Raw genomic sequence first — 22,672 nt, 5'->3', positions numbered from 1 at the left:
CGACCGTTCCTGACGCATCGGGGATGTGGATAAGGCCTGCACCTGTCCTCATCCCCTGCTAAGGCCCTCCCCATGCGCTTCATCCACACCGCCGACTGGCAGCTCGGCAAACCCTTTGGCCGCTTCGATGCGGACACCCGCGCCGCGCTTACCGAGGCGCGCTTCGACGCCATCGACGCGATTGGCCGGGCCGCTGCCGAGCAAGGCGTGGGCCACGTCCTTGTCGCAGGGGACGTGTTCGACACCGAAGGACCTGACGATCGCACCATCGTCCAGGCAGTGACGCGCATGGCGCGCCATGGCTGCCGCTGGTGGCTGCTCCCCGGCAACCACGATTTCGCTCGTAATGGCGGTCTGTGGGACCGCGTGCGGCGGCGCGGCGCGGCCAACGTCACCGTGCTGGCCGAAGCCCGCCCTCACGAGATCGAGGACGGCGCCTGGCTGCTGCCCGCCCCCCTCATCCATCGCCATACCCTCGACGATCCGACCGAGGCGTTCCAGCGCATGGAAACCCCCGGCGCCAGATTGCGCATTGGCGTAGGCCACGGCTCGATCCGCGATTTCGGCACGCAGGGCGAGGCGAAGAACCTGATCGCACCGGACCGCGCCCGCCGCTCCAACCTCGATTATCTGGCCTTGGGCGACTGGCACGGCACGCTCACCGTGGACCCGCGTACATGGTATTCCGGCACGCCCGAGACCGACCGTTTCGGCCGCGACGAACCCGGGCACTGCCTCGTCGTCGATGCCCAGCCGGGCGCGGCGCCGGTGGTCACGCCCTTGCGCACCGGGCGCTTCCAGTGGCTGACACGCGACTGGACGGTGGCCGATGCGGTAGGCTTTTCCGCTTTGTGCGGCGATCTGCTGGCAGGCTGTGAACCTGCCGCCACCCTGCTCCAGCTGTCGCTGGCCGGTATCGTGCCCTTGACCGACCGCGTGGCGATGCTGCGCCGGATCGAGGACGATCTCATGCATCAACTGCGCCATCTCGACGTGCGCGACAGCGATGTCGTCGCCCGCCCGTCGGAAGAGGATCTCGCTGCGCTCTCGACCGAGGGCATGCTGGGCCGCGCCGGGGCCATGCTGCGCGAGCGGGTCGAGGCAGGCGGCCCCGATGCGCAGCGCGCCCGCCGCGCGCTGGAGCGCCTTTTCGTCGAAGCCCTGCGGGAAGAAACGCTTACCGGGGAGAATGCGGCATGAGCCTGCTGCTGCGCCGCATCGCGCTGGAAAACTTCCGCAAGTTCCGCGCTCCGCATGAGATCGCCGGGCTGACGGACGGCCTCAATGTTGTCATCGAGCCGAACGAAACCGGCAAGTCCACGCTGCTTGAGGCCGTGCGCGCCGGACTGTTCCTCAAACACAATTCGAAGACGCAGCTCATCACCTCGTTCCAGCCTCACGGCGACGAAGTGGGCCCTGAAATCACCCTTGATTTCGAGGTCGGCGGCGCAGCTTATGCGTTGAAGAAGCGCTTCATCAGCCGCGCTATGGCCGAATTGTCCGGTCCGCGTGGGCGCAGTCAGGGGTCCGAAGCGGAAGACGCGCTGCAGCGCCTGCTCGGCTTTGAACAGGGGCGTGGGTTCGATACCGGGATGGCCGGCGCGCTTGGCATGCTCTGGGTCTCGCAGATGGACGGCCTTTCGGTAACCCCGCCGGGCGAGCGCGTGCGCGACCTGATCGGCGCGACGCTGCAGGGCGAGGCGGGGACGATACTGGGCAGCGCCGCCTTCGAACGCGTGCGCGGACGGATCGAGGGCCAGTTCCGCGAATACCTCACCGCCACCGGGCGTCCGACCGGACGCTACACGGCAGCGCAGCAGCGCGCCGCTGCCGCCGCTGCCGCGCTGGGCGAAGCACAGCAGAAAGAGGCCGCACTGGAAGCGGCCTTCGATGATCTTGCAAAAGTACGCGCCCAGCTCACCACCTTGCGCCGCGAACTCGAAGACGATCACGACGCCGAGGAACGCGCTGCCCTGCTTGGCAGGCTCGATACCGCCCGCAGCGCCGCCCAGCAGCTGGCCACGCGGCAGGCCGAAGCGATCGGCACGGCCGGGCGGCTCGCAGCCTTGGAAGACCTCGCGGCCCGAGGCAATCAGGCGCTGAACCGGCAAACCGGTGCACAGACGCGGCGCGACAAGGCCCAGGCCGAGCGCGGGGCCCTGTCGCAACGGCTTGGCGAGGCACGCGGCAAGGCGGCTCAGGCCAGCGAAGCGCTGATGGCAGCGCGCACCGCACGCAGCGATGCCCGCACCGCTCTGGCCGAGGCGCGCACCCTCAACGCGGCCCGGCAGATCCGCGAGGCGGTTGCCGCCGCGCACGAACGTCACGCCGGCATCCTCGCGCTGGAAGCCGAGCGAAAGGCGCTGGAGGGCAGCGCCGCGCACCGCGTGCCCACCGAAGTCCTCGCCGACCTCGAAGCCGGCGAGCGCGAGGCGATCCGTCACCGCACGCTGCTGGAGGCGGACGGCACCCGCGTAGAGCTGGTCGGCCCCGCCGCCGCTCTCACCCGCGACGGTGCGCCGATGACACCCGGCGAATGGACGCTGACGCGCGAGACGCGCATCGGCTTGCCGGGCGGCGGCGAACTCGTGCTGCGCCCCTCGCAGGCGCTGGCCGGGGCGCAGGCCGCGCTGGACAAAGCGGCCGCGCGGCAGGCTGCGCTGCTGGCACAGTGGCAGCTCGAAAGCCTTGCCCAAGGCCACGCCCGCAACGAGGCCGCACGCGAAGCACAGCGCGGCGCCGAAACGCTTGCCGCGCGCATAGCCGCTGCCGCCCCCGTCGACCGCGATCTGGGCCTGCTTGCGGGAGCCGATGCGCTCAAGGTCTTCGTTGCCGCGCATCCCCTGACGGACGCGGACGAAAATGCCGAGACCCGCCCCGTTGCAGACCTCGAACAGATGGCCGAGACGTGCGAAACCGCATACGCCCGCGCCGAAGCCTTCCTGAAACAGGCCGACGACGACCTGCGCGCGGCGGAAAAAGCCGAAACCCCGCTGGCCATCGATGAGCAAACCGCCCTCAACGACCTTGCCGGCATTACCGATGAACTGGCTCGTCTCGCGGCCCATCCCGATTTCGCCGCGCTCGACAGCGCGCTTCCCGCTGCGCGCGAAGCGGGGGCGACTGCATCGGTGGAACTGGAGAAGGCCCGCATCAACGCGCAGGCCTTCGACGAAGACGCCCTGCGCCGCCGGATCGACATGCTCGCCGCGCGCCGCAAGGCCGCGGAGGACAGCCGAGGCGAATTGACCAGCCGCATCGCCGCGCTTGAAGCCAAAGTGGAAAGCGAAGGCGGCAAGGGCCTTGCCGAACACGCCGCCGCCGCGCGCGAGGAAGACCTTGCCGCCCGCGCCGCTCTGGTCCGCATCGAGGAAGAAGCCGAAACCCTGCGCCTCCTGCGTGACACTCTTGGCGAAGCGCAGACCGAAACGGCGCGCACGATCACCGGCCCCGTGGCGGCACGTGCCGCGCGCTATGTCGGGCGCATCCTGCCCGGCGGCGAACCCGCTTTCGGCGAGGACCTGGGCCTGGCGGCAATCCGGCGCGGCGGCACGGACGAAGCCTGCGAACAGCTTTCACGCGGCACGCAGGAGCAGCTCGCCATCCTCACCCGCCTTGCCTTCGCCGACATGTTGCTGGAGGAAGGCCGCCCGGTTTCGCTGATCCTCGACGATCCGCTGGTCTATGCCGACGACACGCGCCTGGACGCCATGATCGAGCTGATCGTCGAAGCCTCGCAGCGCATGCAGGTGATCTTGCTAACCTGCCGCGAACGCGCCTTCCGCCATGTTCCGGGCAACCGCATCCGGCTTTGAGGCGGCGGACCGGCCTCTCAGCCGCATTCCGCCAGCGCGCTCAGAGCTTGTCGACGGGCTTGCGGGTGACGGCCATGACAGGGGAGCTTGCGGCAACGCCAACGGGCGCCGATGGCTTGGCCTTGGATGCCTTGGGTTTGCGAACTTCGCGTGTGCTGCGTTTTTGAGATTTCGCCATGATAGTGTTCCTGCATCAAGCGGGGGCACGTGATATCCCTCAGCCGCAAGAAGCTCGAGGTCGAAGTCTCGCGATAGCAAGCCTCTAGCACCGAACCCTGATCGTTCTGGCATCAATTCGTTGCGGCTTGCGAATGCCCCTTTGTCTGCGGAACCTGCTCATTGGCTGGAAAGGCGATCCGAACGGCCAGCCCTGCCTCGCGATCCAGTATGCTGCACTCAGCCCCGTGCAGGGCCGCAATCGCGGCGACCAGAGCCAGGCCAAGGCCCGAACCTTCGGTATTGCGGCTTGCGTCCAGCCGATAGAAGCGCCGAAAGACGTTGGCCCGCTCGCCCGGCGGGATGCCGGGACCAGTGTCGCACAGTTCGGCGACGGGCACGCCGCCAGCGATGAACAGCCGGGAGGTGATGGTCGATCCGGCAGGCGTGTGGACAATCGCATTCTCGACGAGATTGGTGAAAAGCTGCGCGAGCAGTTCGCCGTCGCCTTCCACCACAACGCCCTGTGCATGGTCCGCAAGGTAGCTTTGCCCGGCATCCTCGGCAACGGGCGCATAGGCCTGATGGATGCGGTCCATCAGTTCGCTAAGATCGACGCGGGTGAAGCGTTTTCGTCCTATTCCGCCCTCCAGCGAGCCGATCCTCAGCAGTGCCTGAAAAGTGCTGAGGATGCCCGCCGTCTGCGCCAGCGCATCGTCGATCATCGCCGGCTCTACCACAGGACTGTCCTGCATCTGTTCGAGGCGCTGGTGCAGGCGGCTGAGCGGGGTGCGCAGGTCATGGGCGATGTCGGTCGAAACCTGCCGCAATGCCTCCATCGCCGCCGCATTGCGGTCCAGCATGCGGTTGAGGTTATGCGAAAGTTCGTCGAACTCCGGGCCGAACCCGATCGTCGGCAGGCGCTCGGCCCGGTCCCCCTCGACGATACGGTCGACCGCGCGGTTGACCTGGTCCAGGCGGCGCAGGAACAGCCGCCCGGTCAGGTATCCGCCCAGCAGCGCGAATAGCGCAATGCCAAGGCCGCTGAGCAGGGTGAACCGGCTAAGCCGCGCACGCATCCGCTGGACGTCATAATTGTCCGTACCCACGACGAGGGTCAGCCCGCCGGGTAGCGGCTTGCCCAAGGTCGTGAAGGTTTCGCGGGTCGGGCCTCCCGGCTCGCGAGCGGGTTCGGTAACGTCCACGCTGCTCCAGCCGTTTCGGGCGACCGTTCGGGGCAGATCGCCGAACAGGTGCGCGCCGTCGCCGCCGAGCAGAAGATAGCGGTATTGGGCATCGCGGCTGACGCCGGCATGGCGCACCATTGCATCAATCAGGCCCTGCCGTCCAAGCTGGGCATATTCGCCCGCCAGCACGGCGGATTCCGCCTTGAGGCCGCCGTTTGTCGCCTCCGCAGCATAGCGTCCGATCTGGTGCTGGACGATCACCAGCAAGGCGGCCGCGCCGATAGCGAAGACCGCCGCCAGCAGCAGCGCAAAGCGAAAAGCTGCGCTGCGCATCGGCCCCGAGGCGCGCTGCTCAGTCGCCATCGATACGATATCCCGCGCCGCGTTCCGTCTGGATCAACTCACGCCCGAAACCGCGATCGACTTTGGCGCGAAGGCGGCTCATGTGGCTTTCTATCACATTGGTCTTCGGGTCGAAATGGAACGACCAGACATTCTCCAGCAGCATGGCGCGGGTGACCACTTCGCCTGCGTGGAGCATGAGATACTCGAGCAGTTTCAGTTCCGGTGCCTGAATGTCGATACGGACACCCCCGCGCGCAACCGTACGCCTAATACGGTCGAGTTCCAGGTCGCCGGCGCGCAGCACGGTCTTCGTCCCGGCGATAGGCGGCCGCCGCGCGAGGGCATTGATCCGCGCCAGCAGCTCGCTCGCCGCGAAGGGCTTGGCGAGATAGTCGTCCGCCCCGGCCTCCAGCCCCTCGACGCGGTCCTCCACGCCGTTCATGGCGGTCAGGAACAGGGCCGGGGTACGCACTTCCATGGCACGCAGCGCCTTGAGTGCGCCATGGTGTTGAGCATCTGGTAGAGATAGGCCCTGGGAAAACGCACAGGGCCGGTCACGCTCGTCTCCACCCGCAGGAATAGGTCCTGAAGCAGGTCGTCAGCGTCTGCTTCCCCCACCCGGCGCGCCAGCAGGAAGCGCCGCAGTTCTGGCCGAAGCGCAAGGCACAACTGGCGCAGGCCGGCATCGGCGGGTACTTCGCACCCTTGCGACGTCATCGCCCGTCCTCCATCCGCAATGGCCGACTCCTTTCCCAGATGGGACAGTTCCTTACGAGATCGTGCCGAAGGTGTCATGGCCACCTCAAAATATCGAAGTCAGGGTGAGGCCGATGTCGCTGGCATGACGCATACCTGCGCCCGCGCCAACCGCCCTGCTGCCCTCGCGCGCCTCCAGCGTCAGCGGCGAGCGCGCAGTCTCGCCTCCGCCCCCGCCTGCCAGCCTGATGGCCACGCGCATACCGCTGGCCGCTGCCGGCTCGCCGTTACCCATGCGCATCACGTCGAGGTCCATGCGCCGTCCGCCCCATCCGCCCTGCCGATACCAGCCGGCCGAAACGGCCCACCTGTCGCCATGCTCCCAGGTCAGTCCGGCATCGGCGTAGCCGGCATTGGACTTGGCAGGAAACACGCTGGCCGAGAAGCCGCGCCGGCTCGCCTTGCCGACATGGGCGCCAATCCGCATCACATCATCGTCTCCCAGCGCATGCCAAGCCTGAACGCCCGCCTGATTACCGCTGAAATGACCAGTGGCCGCACAGCAATCGGCGCCTTCGATGCGCGGCGAACGCAGGGCGAGGAAATCGAGGCTCCAACCCGCATCGATGCCTCCCGAGACAAGCGTGACGGCCTTTGCCCGGTCTACCGCCGAGCGGTCGTGGCTGGTCCATTCCACATCCCCGGGCAAGAGCGAGGCACTGCCTGCACCGCGCAGGCATTCGGTCCGCGCCTCGGCCGGAGTGGGCGCAGCGGCCGCCAGTGCACAAAAAAGGCTTAGGGTTCTGGTTCCGCGCATCCGCGCCGTTTCCCTTCCGTTGCAGCCCGGACAATCGGGGACGGCACTGGGACTCCATCGCGGACTGATAACCACTCATCGAATTTAGCCATGCGGGTTACCGCAATGCGCGGCGTCTACCGCCTGAACCCTCAGGAGTATCGCGCATGAAGCGCTTGCAGATGCTGGCCTTTGCAACGGCGGCCATGGTCGCCACGCTCAACCCGTCGCTGCCTTCGCCGGCAGCCGTCCTGCCCCCTGCCCCGGCTCTCGCCCCCGTCCCCCATGTCGCTGCGGCAAACGGCCTTTCGGTCATGACCTACAACGTCGAGGGCCTGCCCTTCCCCCTCGCTTATGGACGCTCAGCCAGACTGGCTGAAATCGGCGAGCGTCTGGGCGCCCTGCGCCGCGCGGGACGCCAGCCGAAAGTCGTGCTGCTGCAGGAAGCCTTCATCCCGCAGGCAAAAGCCATCGCTGCTGCGGCCGGCTATCCCTATGCGGTGATAGGCCCGCAGACGGCCGATGCGGCAAAGGATGCGCCGGCCCTTGACGAAGCGTTCACCGCGCAAGCCTCCTGGCTCAAGGGCGAAGGGCTGGGCAAATGGGTGGACAGCGGGCTGGTGATCCTGTCCGACTACCCCATCGTCCAGACCCGCAGGATGGCCTTCCCCGCCGACATGTGCGCCGGGTTTGATTGTCTTGCCGCCAAGGGCGTGCTGCTGGCCTGGATCAAAGTGCCCGGCAAGGACCATCCCGTGGCAATTGCCGACACGCACCTGAACGCTCGCAAGGCGTCCGGCGTCGCCATCACTCGCGCCGACGCCGCCTATGCGATGCAGGTAGCGGCGGCCCGCGGGTTCATCCGCACCCAGGTGCCGAGAAGCGCCGACCTCGTCTTCGGCGGTGATTTCAATATCGGCCACGACCGGACGCGCATCGCCACGCAGGCAGCACTGGGCGGCATCGTCGCCGACGCCAGCGAAGCTACCCGCATCACCGACCTTGGCAGCATAAACGAACCCATCGCGGCCGACCGTGCCGCAATCCTGGCCCGCGCCAAGGACAAGCAGTACTTTCGCGCGGGCACCGGCGGCAAACTGCGGCTCCAGTCGCTGGAAGTCCCCTTCGGCAGCGCCAATGGCGGCGCCGCATTATCCGACCACCTCGGTTACGTCGCCCACTACGCGTTCTGAAGCCAGCGCGGCCCTTGCGCCGCCTTGCAGCCCGGCTATCGTGGGGAGATGAACCGCGCTCCTCTCGCCGCCCTGACACTCCTCCTGTTTCCGGTGCCGGCGTTTGCCGCCCTTTCCGCGCCGGAACAGACCATCGTCACCGCGTCCGACGAAGGGCAGGCCCGCGATCTGGCGCTGCTCGAAAAACTGGTCGCGCAGAACAGCGGCACCCGCAATGTAGAGGGCGTGCGCAAGGTCCGCGACATGGTGGCGCCGGCATTCGAAAGCCTCGGCTTTACGGTAAAATGGGTGCCGATGGACGCGGTCAACCGGGCCGGCCACCTAATCGCGATGCACAAGGGCAAGCCGGGGACCACCCGCATGCTGCTCATCGGCCACCTCGACACGGTGTTCGAACCCGGTTCACCCTTCCAGACGGCGAAGCGCGAGGGCGACAAGCTGCACGGCCCCGGCGCGGCGGACGACAAGGGCGGGATCGTCGTGATGCTGGCAGCACTGCGGGCGATGCAGGCGGCCGGAACCCTGCGCGGGGCCAACATCGAGGTCGTACTGACCGGTGATGAGGAAGCTGCGGGCGAGCCGACCGCCATCGCGCGGGCAGACCTCATCGCAGCAGGTAAGCGGGCCGACGTGGCGCTCGATTTCGAGGGGCTGGTGATCGCGGACGGGCTGGACAATGGCTCGGTCGCGCGGCGTTCGGCGGGCGACTATACCATCACCGCCAGCGGCCGGACGGCGCATTCCAGCGGCATCTTCTCGGCCGACACAGGGTACGGCGCCATCTATGAACTGGCGCGGATCATCAATAGCTTCCGCGAGGAACTGCCCGAGCCGAACCTCACCTTCAACATCGGCATCATCGGCGGCGGGGCCACGGCCGCGCTCAGCCCCGACGAGGCGGAGATAAAGGCAAGCGGCAAGACCAACATCATCCCGCCCATCGCCATCGCCAAAGGCGACTTTCGCGCACTGACGCCGGAGCAGGTCGACCGGGTGAGAGCAAAGATGACAGCGATCGTCGCCCGGCATCTGCCGCAAACCGACGCCCGGATCGTGTTCAAGGACGGCTATCCACCAATGGCGCCTACCCCCGGCAACGAAGCCCTGCTGGACAGGCTCAACAAGATCAACGCCGATCTCGGCCTGGTGAAGATGCCCGCTCTCGATCCCCTGAAGCGCGGCGCCGGAGACATCAGCTTCGTGGCGCAGTATGTCGACGGACTGGCAGGCCTGGGCCCTGCCAGCAGCGGCGATCACACGCCGGAGGAGCGCGTCGATCTCTCCAGCTTTCCGCGCCAGACCAAGCGAGCCGCACTGCTGATGTCGCGGCTTGCCGGGGAAAAGGCCAAGCGCTGAGCACAGTTTACGCCAGATGCGTCTCGATGGGCAGACCCGCTTTCAGCGTCAGAGTCACCGGCGTGCGTTCGGCAATATCGGCAAGCCGGGCCTTCTGCTCATCGTCCAGACCGGCGATCGCCAGCTTGCGCACGATGCTCATCCCGTCCTTGCCGCGCGATAGCTGCAAGTCGACGCCCAGAGATTGCAACGGCCAGCCCTTGCGCGCGGCGTACATCTTCAGCGTGATCGCGGTGCACGCGCCAAGGCTGGCAAGCAACAGGTCGTAAGGTGCGGGGCCCGCCCCTTGCCCGCCAAGCGCTGCCGGTTCGTCGGCAGTGATGGCGTGCCCGCCGACGACGATCTCGGTGCGCCAGGGCGTTTCGCCGATATGCGCGGTTCCATGTGCCACAGGCTTGCTCCTCAGGCCGGGAGGGGGATGAATTCGCGCTCTTCAGGCACGGCGGCGAAACGCTGGGCCTTCCAGTCTTCCTTGGCCTGTTCGATGCGATCGGCCGAGGAGGATACGAAGTTCCAGAAGATATGGCGCTTTTCAGGAAGCGGCTCGCCGCCCAGCAGCATCAGGCGCGTGGCCCCATCGGCGCGCAGCACCACTTCCGCATCGGGCTTGAACACCACGAGCTGCCCGGCCGCGAAGGCGCCGGTCTGGCCCTCCACCTCGACCGAGCCGGAGACGACGTAGACCGCGCGTTCGATATGTTCCGCCTTCACCCGGTAGCGCGCGCCGTGCTGCATCACGATGTCGGCATAGACCATGTCGGAATGGGTCTTGAGCGGCGAAACCATGCCCTCGCTGCTACCCGCAAGCAGGGTCAGGCTCGTTCCCGCATCTTCGGTGACAGGCATTTCCTGCGCCTTGTGGTGCGTGAAGGCGGGGTCGATCTCCTCGGCCTCGCGGGGGAGGGCAATCCATGTCTGCAGGCCGAACAGCTTGCCGCCCTTCGCCCGGTTTTCGGCGGAGGTCCGCTCGGAATGGACGATGCCGCTGCCCGCCGTCATCCAGTTCACTTCGCCGGGACGTATCGCCTGAAGCGAGCCGAGCGAATCGCGGTGCAGGATCTCGCCTTCGATCAGGTAAGTCAGGGTCGAAAGGCCGATATGCGGATGGGGACGCACGTCGAGGCCCTCGCCGCTACGGAACACCGCCTCGCCCATCTGGTCGAAGAAGATGAACGGCCCGACCATCCGGCGCTGCGCGCTGGGCAGCGCGCGGCGGACCTGGAAACCGTCGCCCAGGTCGCGGACCGGGGGAAGAATGACGAGATCTACGCCTTCGATTTCTGATGAGTGAACGGTCATGGGAGCAAGCCTTTCGCAGTACGTCTGGATGAGGGATCGTCCTCTTGAAACCGTCTTACCCCCGGCGAATGTTCCGGTGCAGACCGATAAGATCGATGCAACTGTTCAACTTTCTCGATAAGCTGGTGCCGCTGCCTACCCGCCGCCCTGCCCGTGAACGTCAGCACCCCCAACGCGGTATGGAAATTTCAGCCCTTCATATCTAAGGATGAAATCAGGATCGGTTCGAGGAAGTGTGATTGGTGACCTCTGAGTCGAGACGACGCCCCGATGCCCGCGCCGAAGCCCGGCTTTTGCTTCGGCAATGGCTGGTCCGCAGCGAAAACGACGTTCTTGCCGCCATCGATGCACTGGGCCGGCAGTCCATCCGCGAGGCATCCCAGGCCAGCGGAAGGCTGGAGCGCAATACGTCGTCCACAACCTCGGCGCAGGGTGTCCTCCTGGAACTTCAGGCGCTCGCCGAAACGTTCGAAACCCCGCCGCCCCGCAAGCGCCTGTGGTTCTCCGCGCGCGTGGAGCACGAGACGCCGGACCCGGCCAACCTGAATACCCTCGTCGCCAGCCTCGAACGGGAGCGGGACGCAATCGCCCGCACCTTGATCGGCATCGAGGGCGACAGGGCAAAGCTGCAACTCGCCGACGATGCACTCGACGATGCGCTGCAACTGGTCCGAGCATGTGGGCTGGCTTCGGAATCCGCAGCCCGCGAACTTGCACTGTCCAAGCCGGCGCAAGCGCAGTTTCTGCGCGAAACCGTCCCCGAACGGCTGCTTGCACGGGAACAGGACCTGCTTACGCAGATCGCCGTAACACGTCAGGGCATCCTTGCCCTGAAACTGGTGACGGACGGGCAGACCGTGCTGGCGCAGGCCATCGAGCGTGCCCGCGACACCAGCGTCGCAGCGTTGCGCACCGCGATGGCGGCCCGGCAAGCCGTCGGCGGCAGCCAGGACCTCGCCCGGCAGGCGCAGGCGCTGGAAAGCACAGTGGAAGCTGCCGGCACGGCCTCCAACTCGGCCCGTGACGTCGAACGGGCGCTGCAGGATGCCGCCGCGCAGGTCCGCCGGGCCATCGACGCCGCGCAGGCCACGACGCGCGATCCTCAAACTCCTCGCCAAGAAACCTAGCGCAGCCCGGCCGGCTTGGTCTAGGCTTACGCTTGATGCTCGAATAGGATGTGAATGTGGCCGGTTTCCTGGAACGATTGGCGGGTTGGCTCGGCGGAGGAACACCGCCAGCGCCGCCCCCGGCACCGCGAGAGGCGCAGAAGCCCACGATATCGGCCGAGGATTCCCGGCTGCCTGACGCCTCGCGCCCGCTGGTTGCGCGCCTGCTATCGCTGATCGCAGACATCGAGGCACGCACGCACGACGACAGCCTGATGGTTTCCGCACTCACCGAGGTGCGCCAGATGCGCGACAGCCACCTGCCGCAACTGGTCACGAGCTATGCGGAGATCCCGGCTTCGCACCGCGCCGAAATCTTTCGCCAGACCGGCAAGTCCGCCAGCTACAACCTCAATCAGGGGTTCGAGCGGATGATTTCCCGGCTGGAAACCCTTTCACGCTCGCTGGCGCAGGAAGACCTCGACAGCTTCGCCGACAACCTGCGGTTCATCGAGCACCGCTACGGCGACGACGATCCGCTGCGCTAGGGTCAGCCCAGCCTCATTGTAGGGGTCAACCACACAGTCCCGCGTCCCCTGAACGAATAGACGAGGCCTTCGCCTGTCCGCATGGCGTTGCGCAGGCCGCGCACCAATGGGCGCAGTTCGACGTGCAATGTAGCCGAATACATCAACATCAAGTCGCCATCGACAATCAGTTCGTTCTGCCCATCTAGTTCGATGACCTCGATCTCGTCGACCGGCACCGGGGCTTCCACAACGAAAGCGCCGGAGCCGGTCAGCTTGGGCTGCATCAGGCCATTGCCCGACAGGATACCCTGGACCGAACGGTGGACATGGGTGGAAAGCGCGATATTGGCGTCGCAGGCGTAGAAGGCGCCGTCGTCAAGGATCAGCGAATCCTGCGGCCCGTCCATCGCGGCAAGGATGAAGTGCTTGGTGGTAGCTTCCGTCCAGACCTCGCCCTGCCCGGAATAGCGCGTAGCGAAGGCGCTTTCGCCCGTACCAGCCGAGGTTATCGCGCGCTGGAGAAAATTGCCGGCACCGGCATTCTTCTGCACGTCGACCTGCAGCTTGCCATGCGCGTATTGCAAAGCGCCGGGTTCAAGCAGTGCGCCGCCGCCTTCCAGGATAATCCTCACCTGCCGCGCCGTCGCGGCGTGGGGAAGTACGACGTGCGCCATCGGGGCAGCCTGGCTGGCCGCCGCCATGGGAAGGTGGATGGACGGCCCGAGCGCATGGCTTTTGCGAGTGAACTGATACAGTTCGAACCGGACGCCGGAACTGCCCTGTTCGTCAATCTTCGTGCGATATTCACTCATCGTCCGCTCCTTTCGCAGGCGCCATTCTCAGGCCGTCAATTTCAGGCACGCAGCGGCAGGGGATCAGCGATCCCGAACAGCTCCGCGCGTTCGAGCAACCGGCCCGCCCAGCCGCGATGCGTAGCGGGCTCGCACATCACGCCCTCGCGTGCGAAGACCGCCGGACTGTCTTCGGCAAGCATCATCCGTGCTTCCTCGGCCTGATCCGCGGGCACCGCCAAGGCAGACTGGATCACGCCGATCTGGGCGGGATGGATAGCCGTTTTGGTCAACAGCCCGTGTTCGATGTCCAAGGCCACTTCCTCGCGCAGCAGGGCGGTATCGGCGAAACGCTCCATCACCGGCGCGCTGAGCGCAAACCCCCAAGGCGCGAACCCGGCGACGAGGTTGGCAATGATATTGCCGAGCGGTCCGTCATAAGCGGTACGATGGGATGCACGGCGCAGACCCATCGCCTGGAGCAAGTCGTTGCCGCCGATCCGCAGCGCCAGAATACGGTCCTGCACCGCCAGCAACTGATCGCGGAAGCGGCGCATCGCCTGAGCATCGCAGGCCTCGCGTGTCTCCAGCGTGGGCATGAGCCGGTGGCGGTCGTGCAGCGGCAGGGCCAGATAGGCGGGCATCGTGTCGGCATGGGCCTTGGGGATCACGAAGCCGTCGATCTGCTCGACCCCGGGCATGCACAGGATATGGTCCAGCATCGCGGCGGAGCGGGGACGGATGAAGATCAGGGGATCGGCCGGGCTCGGCTCACGCGCGGCCAGCGTGCGCAGCAGCGCCGCCAGATGCGTCAGCGCCAGTTGGAGATCGCGTTCGAGGACCGAATCCTCAAGGCACAGCACCGCCGAGCGTAGCCCGGGTATGCGCCGCACCCCGATCAGCGCCGAGAAAAGATCGTCGCGCAGACACGGCATGTAGAGCGTTGCGCCCAGCGAAATTGCGGAAATCGAACCCGTAACGCTCATGACTCGTTTCCCAGGCCGCGGATGATCGCCACGGCGCGATATTGTGATTGCTTGTCCAGCCGCTCCACCGGAATACCGTGGCGGGCGGCAAGGTGGAGCAGATGCGCGACGTCTCCATCACCGGGATCGCGAACCAGAAGCCGCTCGGGTACTCGTCGCAGCAGTGCCCTTGTGGCCTCGGCTATGCCCGGCTTGATCCGGTTGCGGTCTCCTTCCACGCAGCCCGCCAGCAGGGATTCCAGCATGGCCTCGCACCCAGCCATCAGCCCGCCGCGCCGAACGGCATGGCCCGTAATCGACAAAGGCGTCGCCGCCGCTGCGCGCGGGGCAATGCTATCTACGAAAGCCCGCGACACATCGGCATGGGCATAGTGGGGATACGTGACACAGGCATGAAAATCTCCCTTGCCCACGTACTGCGGATTGAGGATCGAGCGGCTCACCAGCCCCGACACGATCCCGTTGAGCAGCCCGGAGGCGATAAGATAGTCGTCGTCCGTCGCGGCGATATCGGCCTGGCCAGCAGGGTCCGCGATCACCGCCAGTTCGGGCACGAAGCCCAGTGCATTTGCCGCCAGCGAGGCCCGCAGTTCGCCCGCGATGGCGCCCTTGCCCGTCCATCCGTCGACGAACACCGCGTCTCGCGGATCGTGCCGGGCGGCGATATGGGTTAGCGCGGTCTGGTCGATGCCGCGATCGCGGATGATGCTGACCGAATAGTGAACGGCGCTGTGCCCCCAGGCCCGCAGAGTCCGCGCCAAAAGAACGCCGATCGGAGTGCCTGCCCGCGCCAGCGACACCAGCACGATCTCGCGGCCGGGCCGGCGCTCGGCCAAGCAGGCGGCAAGGTTTGCCACGTCCTGCGCCAGCCGCGCACCGTTTCGCGCCAGAGCGGCATGGTACAGCGCGAGGTATTCGGCATCCGGCAGCGGCTCCGGTGCGATCATCTCCGAATAATGGCGTCGACCGGACTGGATCGCCGCTTCCTTGTCGGCAACGGCGGTCGGCACCATCGTCACCGGCTTGAGCAGGAAGGTGACGTCGGCCGGATCGTAGCTGCCCGAAAAGCCGGACGCGGCCACCTGCTGCAGGTCAGCGGCCACCGAACATGTCCCCTGCAAGCTGCGAGCGCGTCGGCATCATCGCGAAGTCGCATAAGCCCATGAACGGCGCATCGGTGATGCTGTCGCCGATGCCGATCACCGTCGCCACGGGGAAACGCGCGCGCAAGGACGGCAGGATGTGCGCCACCGCATGGTGCTTGCCCAGATAGGGCGGCATAAGCGCCACGTTGTTGCCGTTGCGGTGATCGGTCCACCCCTCCGGCAGCGACGGTATTGCCGCATCGACGACGGCGTACATGGCCTCGTGATCCGCATCGGCATGCTTGGCCAGGGTGTAGAGCGGCACATCGCCTTCGGTCAGAACGCGGGCGTTGATGGCCACACCCCGCGTCTCGGCCTCGGCGGAGATGGCCTGCGCCAGCACCGCGAGTTCTTCAGCATGGCGAGCGGCATGGGCAGCGATACCTGCTCCCCACTGCGCATCCACTTCGCCGGCCTCGTCCAGCACCACGCCGCCATGCGCGCAGACCGCCGCCGCGAAGGGTATCCGCGCCCGGCGCAGCGCATCGAGGCTGCGCGCAGTGACCGGGACCATATGCGTCGTCTCGGCCAACCAGTCGATGAAGCGCATCTGGCGCGGCGTTGCATAGCTCAGCGGGTCGCCGTCGCGGGTGAAGCCAAGCGGCGTCAGCCGATCATGCGGCACGTCGGGCGGGCATTTGCGCAGGGTCTGGAACAGCGTGTCGTCGAGATCGACCAGAGCGATAGCCCGCATCAGGCGTTCCACCCGATCACGCTTGCACCCAGCGCCGCGACCAAGGCGGGATCGATCGTGTCTGCGCCGGTTTCATGCGCAATCCAGGTGGTGCGCCCGTCCGCCAGATCGGCATTGTAAAGGTAGTTGGGCACACCGGTTCCATAGTTGTCTGAAAAGCACAGCTTGGTCTTCATCGCCGCGCCAACCCGCGCCGGACTGCGGCTTGTCGCCTGGACGACTACATCGTGCCCCTCTGCCTCCATGCGCTCCGCAAGACGAAACGGAAGGTAAGTGAATTCTCCAGTGCCGACGATGCGCAAGGGTCCGGTCAAGGGCGGCAGCGGCGTCAACGGCAGCGGCGCGACCGAGGCGTCCAGCCCCAGCCGTCCGAAATTGCGGTGCGTTGCCAACAGGCCAAGCGAGGCTGCGGCCATGTCGAATGCGGCGGTCGCGGCAATTGTTTCGCCCTGGGTCCATTCAAGACGGCCACTCAGCAATGCAGCGACCTTGGTCGGGCGCGGCATTCGCTCCTGCCAGCCGCGGCCCACGGACCAGTCGGTCAGCACAGCAACCACGATCCCCTCGACGCTGGGACAGGCGGCAACCAGCGCATGAGCGAGGTTGCAGGTGGTCGTGCCGGTCGAAATTTCATCGTCGACGATGACCAGCGAACGCGGCGCTGGCAGATCGCTGCGATAGATCAGGTGCGCAGAAGCATGGCTATGCGGTTCCTCGAAGCGGCAGAGCAGCGCCGTGTCCAGCGACTGGTCCCCCAGTCGCTGGCGCGTCGAATGCAGGAAATGAATGTCGTCCCGGCCGGTCTGCAAGCGCAGTTCCTCATGCACCGTCTGGCCCAGGCACACGGCAGTCTCCGCCAGTCCCAGCACCAGAACCGGGCCCGGCAAGTCCGCCGGGATACGCGCGGCAAGATCGCGCACGCTGCGGCGCATCACTTGCGGCGACACGGGCAGGTGCCGGCCGAGCACGCGCGAAACGACAAGGAAACCGCGCTTCGGGTTTTCGCGCGCGGCAAAGTCGCACAAGTCGTCGAGAGGCCAGGCAGCCTCGTCCACAGTGATGTCGATCTGCCCGGTCGGCAGGACGATCGAGCGGGTAGTGGCGGAAAGGGTCAGCATTCGCAGGTTATCCGGGCAATCGTGTCACGCGCCTGCCGCACTACGGCGGCGCGGCCGATCTGGCTTGGGCCAGTGGGGGAATATTGTGCCATCGGCGGTTCGATGCCGAAGGAATCCATAAAGCTGAGGATGATGGCCCCCTTGATGCCAAAGTTGATGTTTTCGGCGCTGCCGCCGGACTGGCGAATTCGGTCCAGGTTGAGAGAAGAACTGACCAGCCCGACCAGATGGCCGGCCATGTCGAGGATCGGCCCGCCGCTGTTGCCGCTGGCGATCGGCGCGGTGAACTGGAATACGGTACTGTCGTTGCCGATGCCGCACAGCGCGGCGATGTTGCCCGCGCTGGCCTGCGGCCCGGTGCCGAGCAGGCCCTGAAGGGGAAAGCCCAGCGCAACGATGTCCTCACCCAGGTGCAGGCCAATTTCAGAGCGGAACTGGGCGATGCCGGGAAGCCCCGCCTCGACGCGAAGCAGGGCAAGGTCGTTGCGCGGATCGGCGAACACGACCTGCGCTGGCAATGGCCGCCCGCCGGCATGGACCGTCACCACGCGCGCGTCTTCTACGACGTGGGCATTCGTCAGGATGTGGTTGCGCTCAATCGCCACACCGCTGCCGCTGGACGTACCTGATCCACCCGAACCCTGCCGCGCGCCAGCGTCGCCCTCGCCATTACTTACGCCCTGCCGCAGACGCGGGATCAACCGCATCACCCAGCCGTGATCGATGCCATGCGCGCCCGCAATCGCGCTCAGGCCCATGGCGAAGCCTTGCCCGTTGGCCGCCATCCGCCATGCACCCTGATGGCGATAGCATTCGACCAGGATCACCGCCGCATCGCTGCGCCCGCCAAGCTCCGCGGCGAAGCGCAAGTCGCCGGTTTCGATCGTAAGGGTGCGCCCGATCGGCTGGTTACCCCGGTCGAAGGCGACCAGCAGCAGCCTTTCGACCTCACCCGCAACGCCATCAAGATCAAGCACCAGCCGGTGCGTGTCCTCGAACCGCGCCGCCGCGCGCATCTCGCGCGTCAGACCGTCGATGGGCGGGAAGGCAGGCGCTGCGCGGCGGTCCGCCCCCAGCGCGATCAGCGCCAGGGTCGGCAGTTCGCCGCCCTGCCCGTCACCGACAAGCGAAAACGTTCGCTTACCGGCAATGGGCGCCCGTTCGCCCGCGATCAGATCACGCATGAGCGGGCGCGGTCATGGGGTGTCAGATATTCACGCCGAAGGACGAGGCCAACGGCCCCAGACCACCTGCAAAGCCCTGACCAATAGCCTTGAACTTCCACTCGCCATTGTGGCGATAGAGGTCGCCAAAGATCATCGCCGTCTCGGTCGAGGCGTCTTCGGACAAGTCGTAGCGGGCGATTTCGGTGCCGCCATCGGCGTTCAGCACGCGGATGAAGGCGTTCGAGATCATGCCGAAGTTCTGGCGGCGCGCATCGGCATCGTGGATCGTCACGGCGAAGCTGAGGCGCAGGATCTCGGCCGGAACCTGATCCAGCGTCACCGCCACGACTTCGTCGTCGCCGTCGCCCTGCCCGGTCAGGTTATCGCCCTGATGGACGACCGAACCATTCGCGCCGTTCTTGTTGTTGTAGAACACGAAATCGGCGTCGGAACGAACCTTGCCCGCGTCGTTCAGCAGAAATACGCTGGCGTCTAGGTCGAAATCGGTCCCATCGGTGACGCGCGTGTCCCAGCCCAGCCCGACCCGGACGCCCTTGAGGCCCGGAGCTTCCTTGCTGAGGCTGACGTTGCCGCCCTTGGAAAGCGAAACTGCCATCTTGATTCTCCTAATCCGCCGGCTTCAGCCGACACTGACACCGTAGTTACGTGCGAGCGGCGCAAGGCCGCCCTTGTAGCCCTGTCCGACCGCGCGGAACTTCCACTCGCCATTGTGGCGATAGACCTCGCCGAAAACCATCGCGGTTTCGGTGGATGCGTCCTCAGCCAAGTCGTAGCGCGAGATTTCACGGCCGGTCACGGCGTTGACGACGCGGATGAAGGCATTCGACACCATGCCGAAGCTCTGCCTGCGCCCCTCACCGTCGTGGATGGTAACCGCAATCGCGAGTTTCTGCACTTCTGCCGGAACACGGCCCAGTTCGACCGTCAACGCTTCGTCGTCGCCATCACCCTCGCCGGTGCGGTTGTCGCCGGTATGCTCCACCGAGCCTTCAGGCGAGCGCAGGTTGTTATAGAAGATGAAGTCGCTGTCGCCGCGCACCTTGCCTGCATCGTTCAGCAGGAAGGCGCTGGCGTCGAGGTCGAAATCCGCGCCGTCGGTGGTGCGGGTGTCCCAGCCGAGTCCGATGAGGATCTTCGACAGGTTGGGTTCTTCCTTGGACAGGCTGACGTTGCCGCCCTTGGACAGACTTACCGACATGATGCTCTCCTGCTTTACGGGTTATGATGCAGTATGTGCCGCCGGCCTAGACCAGCTTCGCGTCCTTGCGATTACTGCGCAGCGAATCGTAGAAGGCCAGTCCGATCAGGGCCGCGCCGATAAGGCCGGTGATCGTCTCCGGGATCTCGAAACGGACCGACAGCAGCATGATCGCGGCCAGCGCCACGATGGCATAGAAAGCGCCGTGTTCGAGATAGCGGTATTCGGCCAGCGTGCCCTTGTCGACCAGCATCACCGTCATCGAACGAACGAACATCGCCCCGATACCCAGGCCCAGCGCGATAATGAACAGGTTGTTCGACAATGCGAAGGCACCGATCACCCCATCGAACGAGAACGAGGCGTCCAGCACTTCGAGATAGAGGAAACCGGCCAGGCCCGACTTGGCTACGGCCACGGCAGCGTCCTGTCCGGAATGGCTGACATGCTCCTCCTGCTCCAACAATGCGCCGACCGACTGGACGGCGATGTAGGTCACCAGGCCGAAGATGCCCGACGTGATGAAGGTCATGGCCTCGGCCGGATCGATCAGGCGCGAAATGCCGTAAAGCGCCAATAGCACCAGGCCGATAGCAAGGCCGGAAATGCGTGAAAGTTCGGAGAACGGCCGCTCGATCAGGCCGATCCAGTGCAGGTCCTTCTCTTCGTCGAGGAAGAAGCTCAGCCCGACCATCGCCAGGAAGGCGCCGCCGAAGCCCGAGATGCCCACATGCGCAGCGGTGATGATATGTTCATAGCGCACCGGATTGGTCGCAGCGAGAACCACCGCGTCGATCGGGCCCATCTTCGCGGCGATGGCGACGATCGCCAGCGGGAAGACGATGCGCATGCCGAACACGGCGATGAGAATGCCCCAGGTCAGGAAGCGCCGACGCCACACCGCGTCCATGTCGCGCAGCACGGTGGCGTTGACCACCGCATTGTCGAACGACAGCGAGACTTCCAGCACGCCGAGCACCGCGACGATCCACAAAATGCCCAGCGTCCCGCCGAGCGTGCCGGTGATATCCCAGCCCAGCCATGCGGCAAGCGCCATGCACAGCGCCGTGAACAGCAGCGAACCCTTGTAATACTTAAACACTTTAACCCCCGTTCGCCGCGTACGGCCTCAATCCTTGCGACCGGCGACCCAGCGCAGGCCCCAGCCGAGACTTTCGTCCAGCACCTTCTGGTCGCGAACGTAATCGACGATGCGCGTCACCTTCAGGCGGCCGGCGTCGTTCTCGATCAGCACGATCCCGCACAGACGCCGATCGTTCTGACCCTCGGTCATGCGGACCTCGATCGGCGGCTGGTCGGGCATGGTAACCAGTACCACGCCGTCGGTCTGTTGCCAATTTGGCACGCCGTCATAAATATTGGCGAAGATCGCGATGCGGCGGATATCGGCCCAGCGGGCACCGTTGATCCGCATAGTCTCGCCCTGCGAGACGTCGCCGGTGCGATCGTCGCCGGACAGGGCGATGAAAGGTTCCTGCGCAAAGGACCCGAAGGCATTGCCCAGCGCCTGCACTACGCCCTTGCGCCCGTCAGAAAGTTCGAAAAGGCAGCCCAGGTCCAGGTCGATCGCCGAACCACCGCCGAAGAAGCCCTTGCGTCCCCGCGACCAGTTGAGGTTGACCGTGATCTCGCCAAAGCTCGACCCGCGCTTTTCGAGGCTGACTGTCTGGCCGGCCTTTTCCAGGGTCACCTTGCTCAGGCTCACCGGCTTTGGGGCCGGAGGGGGCGGTGGTGGCGGGGCGGCAGCCGGCGCATCCTCGGCCACGTCGATCCCGAAGGACCGCGCCAGCGGCGCCAAGCCGCCGGTGAAGCCCTGCCCTACGGCACGAAACTTCCACTGCCCATTGCGAAGATACAGTTCGCCGAAAGTCATCGCCGCCTCTGCCGCGCCGGCAAGGCTGGGCACGAAGCGCAGGGCAGACGCGCCGCCTGAAGACGCCACGTCGATCTTTGCGCCTTCCAGCAGGGCCAGGGTCTGACCCTTGGCCTGCGCTTCATGGATGGTCACGCAGAAGACAACCCGCTCGATCTCAGATGGCAGGCGGGCAAGATCGACCTCGAACGTGCCTTGCCCCGGCCCGGTTACGAAGCGCACGCCGCCCTCCCCGCCTTGGGGCTGGTTGTAGAACACCATGTCCGCGTCACCGCGAACCTTGCCCGAAGCCGTCAGCAGATAAGCCGAGGCATCCGCATCGACCTCGCGCCCGGCAGCCGGCGTCCATGCGAAGGACACCGTCAGCCGGTCGGCCGGAACGGGCGCGTTTCCGCCCTGTTGGAGATCAGTCATGCTTGCCCCGATGCCTTGGTTCAGGCGTTTTCAAGTTCGTCGGCGCGCGTTACAGCGCGCCGATGATCTGGCCCATCATGTCTTGGAAGGTGCGGCCGGTGGTTCGTTCGCCCAGCGCTTTCATTTCCCAGCCGTCGCCAACGCGCACCACCTTGGCCATGATCTGGCCGGTGTGCGTGCCCGACCCGGTCAGGTCGTAGCGCGCAAGTTCCTTGCTGTTGGTGGAATCGACGACGCGGCAATAGGCATTCTCAATGCGATCGAAGCTATCGCCCAGGAAACTGTTCACGGTGAACAGCAGTGTCTGGACGTTGGCCGGCAGCCGCGTGAGATCGACGTTGATCGTCTCGTCGTCGCCGTCCCCGGCGCCGGTACGGTTATCGCCGCTGTGAACGATGCTGCCGTCGCGGCTGGCGAGCTGGCGGAACCAGACCTGATCGAGCAGATTGCGCTGGGCATCGAACAGCAGGCACGATGCGTCGAGATCGACCTCCCCGCCGCCACCGCCGGTCAGCTTCGCGAAGAAGCCTTTGCCCTTGCGCACGTCCCAGCCAAGACCCATCGAAACGCGGGTCAGCGAGCCTCCGCCAGACTTTTCAAGACGAACCGACTGGCCTTTTTGCAGACTAACCACGCAACGCTCCCGTTTCCGAACCGATATGTAGAATTCACCCCTGACTATGACGATTACGACAACGTCCGCAATAGCCGCGCGGCGTGTTTACGCTTTCCAAATCAGGCATTCACCGGTTATTCCTCTCGCTTC

The 22,672-nt window shown here is 65.9% G+C and carries 24 protein-coding genes; 6 read left to right on the top strand and 18 right to left on the bottom strand.

Annotated elements, in window-relative coordinates; translation table 11 throughout:
* The first annotated feature begins 72 nt into the window (after positions 1 to 72).
* Positions 73 to 1,200, top strand: a complete 1,128-nt coding sequence (locus TQ38_RS23900; RefSeq protein WP_043970129.1) for a DNA repair exonuclease — start codon at positions 73 to 75, stop codon at positions 1,198 to 1,200.
* Positions 1,197 to 3,815: an AAA family ATPase gene (locus tag TQ38_RS23895; RefSeq protein ID WP_043970128.1), complete on the top strand. Its 2,619-nt coding sequence runs from the start codon at positions 1,197 to 1,199 to the stop codon at positions 3,813 to 3,815. Before TQ38_RS23900 ends, TQ38_RS23895 begins: the two co-directional genes overlap by 4 nt.
* A 40-nt stretch (positions 3,816 to 3,855) precedes the next feature.
* Here the strand turns inward: TQ38_RS23895 and TQ38_RS30695 are convergent, their stop codons facing one another.
* From TQ38_RS30695 to TQ38_RS23875, 5 genes are all read right to left on the bottom strand, one after another.
* Positions 3,856 to 3,993, bottom strand: a complete 138-nt coding sequence (locus TQ38_RS30695) for a hypothetical protein (protein ID WP_205316139.1) — start codon at positions 3,991 to 3,993, stop codon at positions 3,856 to 3,858.
* A 112-nt stretch (positions 3,994 to 4,105) separates the two neighbouring features.
* On the bottom strand, positions 4,106 to 5,521 hold the full coding sequence (locus tag TQ38_RS23890) for a HAMP domain-containing sensor histidine kinase (RefSeq protein WP_043970126.1): 1,416 nt from the start codon (positions 5,519 to 5,521) through the stop codon (positions 4,106 to 4,108).
* Entirely contained in the window at positions 5,511 to 5,981 is a 471-nt protein-coding gene (locus TQ38_RS23885; RefSeq protein WP_240198075.1) for a response regulator transcription factor, read from the bottom strand. The genes TQ38_RS23890 and TQ38_RS23885 overlap by 11 nt, the downstream gene beginning before the upstream one ends.
* A complete protein-coding gene (locus TQ38_RS23880) occupies positions 5,951 to 6,220 on the bottom strand; it encodes a sigma factor (RefSeq protein ID WP_240198074.1) in 270 nt (89 codons plus the stop codon). Before TQ38_RS23880 ends, TQ38_RS23885 begins: the two co-directional genes overlap by 31 nt.
* 85 nt (positions 6,221 to 6,305) lie before the next feature.
* A complete protein-coding gene (locus TQ38_RS23875; RefSeq protein ID WP_043970124.1) occupies positions 6,306 to 7,016 on the bottom strand; it encodes a hypothetical protein in 711 nt (236 codons plus the stop codon).
* A gap of 146 nt (positions 7,017 to 7,162) precedes the next feature.
* Between TQ38_RS23875 and TQ38_RS23870 the strand changes: the two genes are divergently transcribed.
* Positions 7,163 to 8,188 carry an endonuclease/exonuclease/phosphatase family protein gene (locus TQ38_RS23870; RefSeq protein ID WP_043970123.1) on the top strand — a complete coding sequence of 342 codons (1,026 nt, stop codon included), beginning with the start codon at positions 7,163 to 7,165 and terminating at the stop codon, positions 8,186 to 8,188.
* Between the two features lie 48 nt (positions 8,189 to 8,236).
* Positions 8,237 to 9,544 (top strand): M20/M25/M40 family metallo-hydrolase, encoded by a 1,308-nt coding sequence (locus TQ38_RS23865; protein ID WP_043970121.1) that lies wholly within the window; start codon positions 8,237 to 8,239, stop codon positions 9,542 to 9,544.
* Positions 9,545 to 9,551: 7 nt separating this feature from the next.
* Here TQ38_RS23865 and TQ38_RS23860 read toward each other — a convergent pair whose 3' ends face one another.
* Both TQ38_RS23860 and TQ38_RS23855 read right to left on the bottom strand, forming a co-directional pair.
* A complete protein-coding gene (locus TQ38_RS23860; RefSeq protein WP_043970118.1) occupies positions 9,552 to 9,935 on the bottom strand; it encodes an OsmC family protein in 384 nt (127 codons plus the stop codon).
* Between the two features lie 11 nt (positions 9,936 to 9,946).
* On the bottom strand, positions 9,947 to 10,843 hold the full coding sequence (locus TQ38_RS23855; RefSeq protein WP_043970117.1) for a pirin family protein: 897 nt from the start codon (positions 10,841 to 10,843) through the stop codon (positions 9,947 to 9,949).
* Positions 10,844 to 11,085: 242 nt separating this feature from the next.
* Here TQ38_RS23855 and TQ38_RS23850 point away from each other — a divergent pair, with 242 nt between their 5' ends.
* Positions 11,086 to 11,970, top strand: coding sequence for a toxic anion resistance protein (locus TQ38_RS23850; protein WP_162792360.1), 885 nt, complete (start codon positions 11,086 to 11,088; stop codon positions 11,968 to 11,970).
* Positions 11,971 to 12,026: 56 nt separating this feature from the next.
* A complete protein-coding gene (locus tag TQ38_RS23845; RefSeq protein ID WP_236710968.1) occupies positions 12,027 to 12,497 on the top strand; it encodes a hypothetical protein in 471 nt (156 codons plus the stop codon).
* 2 nt (positions 12,498 to 12,499) lie between these two features.
* Here the strand turns inward: TQ38_RS23845 and TQ38_RS23840 are convergent, their stop codons facing one another.
* The 11 genes from TQ38_RS23840 to TQ38_RS23790 are packed head-to-tail and all read right to left on the bottom strand — an operon-like array spanning position 12,500 to position 22,540.
* Entirely contained in the window at positions 12,500 to 13,291 is a 792-nt protein-coding gene (locus TQ38_RS23840) for an AIM24 family protein (protein ID WP_043970114.1), read from the bottom strand.
* Positions 13,292 to 13,332: 41 nt separating this feature from the next.
* Positions 13,333 to 14,256 (bottom strand): HpcH/HpaI aldolase/citrate lyase family protein, encoded by a 924-nt coding sequence (locus TQ38_RS23835; RefSeq protein WP_043970112.1) that lies wholly within the window; start codon positions 14,254 to 14,256, stop codon positions 13,333 to 13,335.
* On the bottom strand, positions 14,253 to 15,359 hold the full coding sequence (locus TQ38_RS23830; protein WP_082057467.1) for a cysteine protease StiP domain-containing protein: 1,107 nt from the start codon (positions 15,357 to 15,359) through the stop codon (positions 14,253 to 14,255). The genes TQ38_RS23835 and TQ38_RS23830 overlap by 4 nt, the downstream gene beginning before the upstream one ends.
* Positions 15,349 to 16,095, bottom strand: a complete 747-nt coding sequence (locus TQ38_RS23825) for a hypothetical protein (protein WP_043970692.1) — start codon at positions 16,093 to 16,095, stop codon at positions 15,349 to 15,351. The genes TQ38_RS23830 and TQ38_RS23825 overlap by 11 nt, the downstream gene beginning before the upstream one ends.
* Positions 16,095 to 17,213: a phosphoribosyltransferase domain-containing protein gene (locus TQ38_RS23820; RefSeq protein ID WP_043970110.1), complete on the bottom strand. Its 1,119-nt coding sequence runs from the start codon at positions 17,211 to 17,213 to the stop codon at positions 16,095 to 16,097. Before TQ38_RS23820 ends, TQ38_RS23825 begins: the two co-directional genes overlap by 1 nt.
* Positions 17,207 to 18,397: a trypsin-like peptidase domain-containing protein gene (locus TQ38_RS23815; protein ID WP_052505501.1), complete on the bottom strand. Its 1,191-nt coding sequence runs from the start codon at positions 18,395 to 18,397 to the stop codon at positions 17,207 to 17,209. Before TQ38_RS23815 ends, TQ38_RS23820 begins: the two co-directional genes overlap by 7 nt.
* A gap of 22 nt (positions 18,398 to 18,419) precedes the next feature.
* A complete protein-coding gene (locus tag TQ38_RS23810; protein ID WP_043970109.1) occupies positions 18,420 to 18,995 on the bottom strand; it encodes a TerD family protein in 576 nt (191 codons plus the stop codon).
* 24 nt (positions 18,996 to 19,019) lie between these two features.
* Positions 19,020 to 19,601, bottom strand: a complete 582-nt coding sequence (locus TQ38_RS23805) for a TerD family protein (protein WP_370059838.1) — start codon at positions 19,599 to 19,601, stop codon at positions 19,020 to 19,022.
* A 43-nt stretch (positions 19,602 to 19,644) separates the two neighbouring features.
* Positions 19,645 to 20,700 (bottom strand): DUF475 domain-containing protein, encoded by a 1,056-nt coding sequence (locus tag TQ38_RS23800; protein ID WP_052505500.1) that lies wholly within the window; start codon positions 20,698 to 20,700, stop codon positions 19,645 to 19,647.
* A 27-nt stretch (positions 20,701 to 20,727) separates the two neighbouring features.
* A complete protein-coding gene (locus TQ38_RS23795; RefSeq protein WP_043970107.1) occupies positions 20,728 to 21,906 on the bottom strand; it encodes a TerD family protein in 1,179 nt (392 codons plus the stop codon).
* Between the two features lie 49 nt (positions 21,907 to 21,955).
* On the bottom strand, positions 21,956 to 22,540 hold the full coding sequence (locus tag TQ38_RS23790) for a TerD family protein (RefSeq protein ID WP_043970106.1): 585 nt from the start codon (positions 22,538 to 22,540) through the stop codon (positions 21,956 to 21,958).
* Between the last annotated feature and the right edge of the window lie 132 nt (positions 22,541 to 22,672).

This window comes from Novosphingobium sp. P6W, from assembly GCF_000876675.2.
Classification (GTDB): Bacteria; Pseudomonadota; Alphaproteobacteria; order Sphingomonadales; family Sphingomonadaceae; genus Novosphingobium.
Note: the sequence above shows the minus strand (reverse complement) of the source record. Positions and strands in the feature narration are given on the sequence as shown.

Excerpts from the sequence above, each read along its gene's own strand:
- TQ38_RS23900 (WP_043970129.1), top strand. The coding sequence starts at position 73 with ATGCGCTTCATCCACACCGCCGACTGGCAGCTCGGCAAACCCTTTGGC.
- TQ38_RS23895 (WP_043970128.1), top strand. The coding sequence starts at position 1,197 with ATGAGCCTGCTGCTGCGCCGCATCGCGCTGGAAAACTTCCGCAAGTTC.
- TQ38_RS30695 (WP_205316139.1), bottom strand. The coding sequence starts at position 3,993 with ATGGCGAAATCTCAAAAACGCAGCACACGCGAAGTTCGCAAACCCAAG.
- TQ38_RS23890 (WP_043970126.1), bottom strand. The coding sequence starts at position 5,521 with ATGGCGACTGAGCAGCGCGCCTCGGGGCCGATGCGCAGCGCAGCTTTT.
- TQ38_RS23885 (WP_240198075.1), bottom strand. The coding sequence starts at position 5,981 with ATGGAAGTGCGTACCCCGGCCCTGTTCCTGACCGCCATGAACGGCGTG.
- TQ38_RS23880 (WP_240198074.1), bottom strand. The coding sequence starts at position 6,220 with ATGACGTCGCAAGGGTGCGAAGTACCCGCCGATGCCGGCCTGCGCCAG.
- TQ38_RS23875 (WP_043970124.1), bottom strand. The coding sequence starts at position 7,016 with ATGCGCGGAACCAGAACCCTAAGCCTTTTTTGTGCACTGGCGGCCGCT.
- TQ38_RS23870 (WP_043970123.1), top strand. The coding sequence starts at position 7,163 with ATGAAGCGCTTGCAGATGCTGGCCTTTGCAACGGCGGCCATGGTCGCC.
- TQ38_RS23865 (WP_043970121.1), top strand. The coding sequence starts at position 8,237 with ATGAACCGCGCTCCTCTCGCCGCCCTGACACTCCTCCTGTTTCCGGTG.
- TQ38_RS23855 (WP_043970117.1), bottom strand. The coding sequence starts at position 10,843 with ATGACCGTTCACTCATCAGAAATCGAAGGCGTAGATCTCGTCATTCTT.
- TQ38_RS23840 (WP_043970114.1), bottom strand. The coding sequence starts at position 13,291 with ATGAGTGAATATCGCACGAAGATTGACGAACAGGGCAGTTCCGGCGTC.
- TQ38_RS23835 (WP_043970112.1), bottom strand. The coding sequence starts at position 14,256 with ATGAGCGTTACGGGTTCGATTTCCGCAATTTCGCTGGGCGCAACGCTC.
- TQ38_RS23825 (WP_043970692.1), bottom strand. The coding sequence starts at position 16,095 with ATGCGGGCTATCGCTCTGGTCGATCTCGACGACACGCTGTTCCAGACC.
- TQ38_RS23820 (WP_043970110.1), bottom strand. The coding sequence starts at position 17,213 with ATGCTGACCCTTTCCGCCACTACCCGCTCGATCGTCCTGCCGACCGGG.
- TQ38_RS23815 (WP_052505501.1), bottom strand. The coding sequence starts at position 18,397 with ATGCGTGATCTGATCGCGGGCGAACGGGCGCCCATTGCCGGTAAGCGA.
- TQ38_RS23810 (WP_043970109.1), bottom strand. The coding sequence starts at position 18,995 with ATGGCAGTTTCGCTTTCCAAGGGCGGCAACGTCAGCCTCAGCAAGGAA.
- TQ38_RS23795 (WP_043970107.1), bottom strand. The coding sequence starts at position 21,906 with ATGACTGATCTCCAACAGGGCGGAAACGCGCCCGTTCCGGCCGACCGG.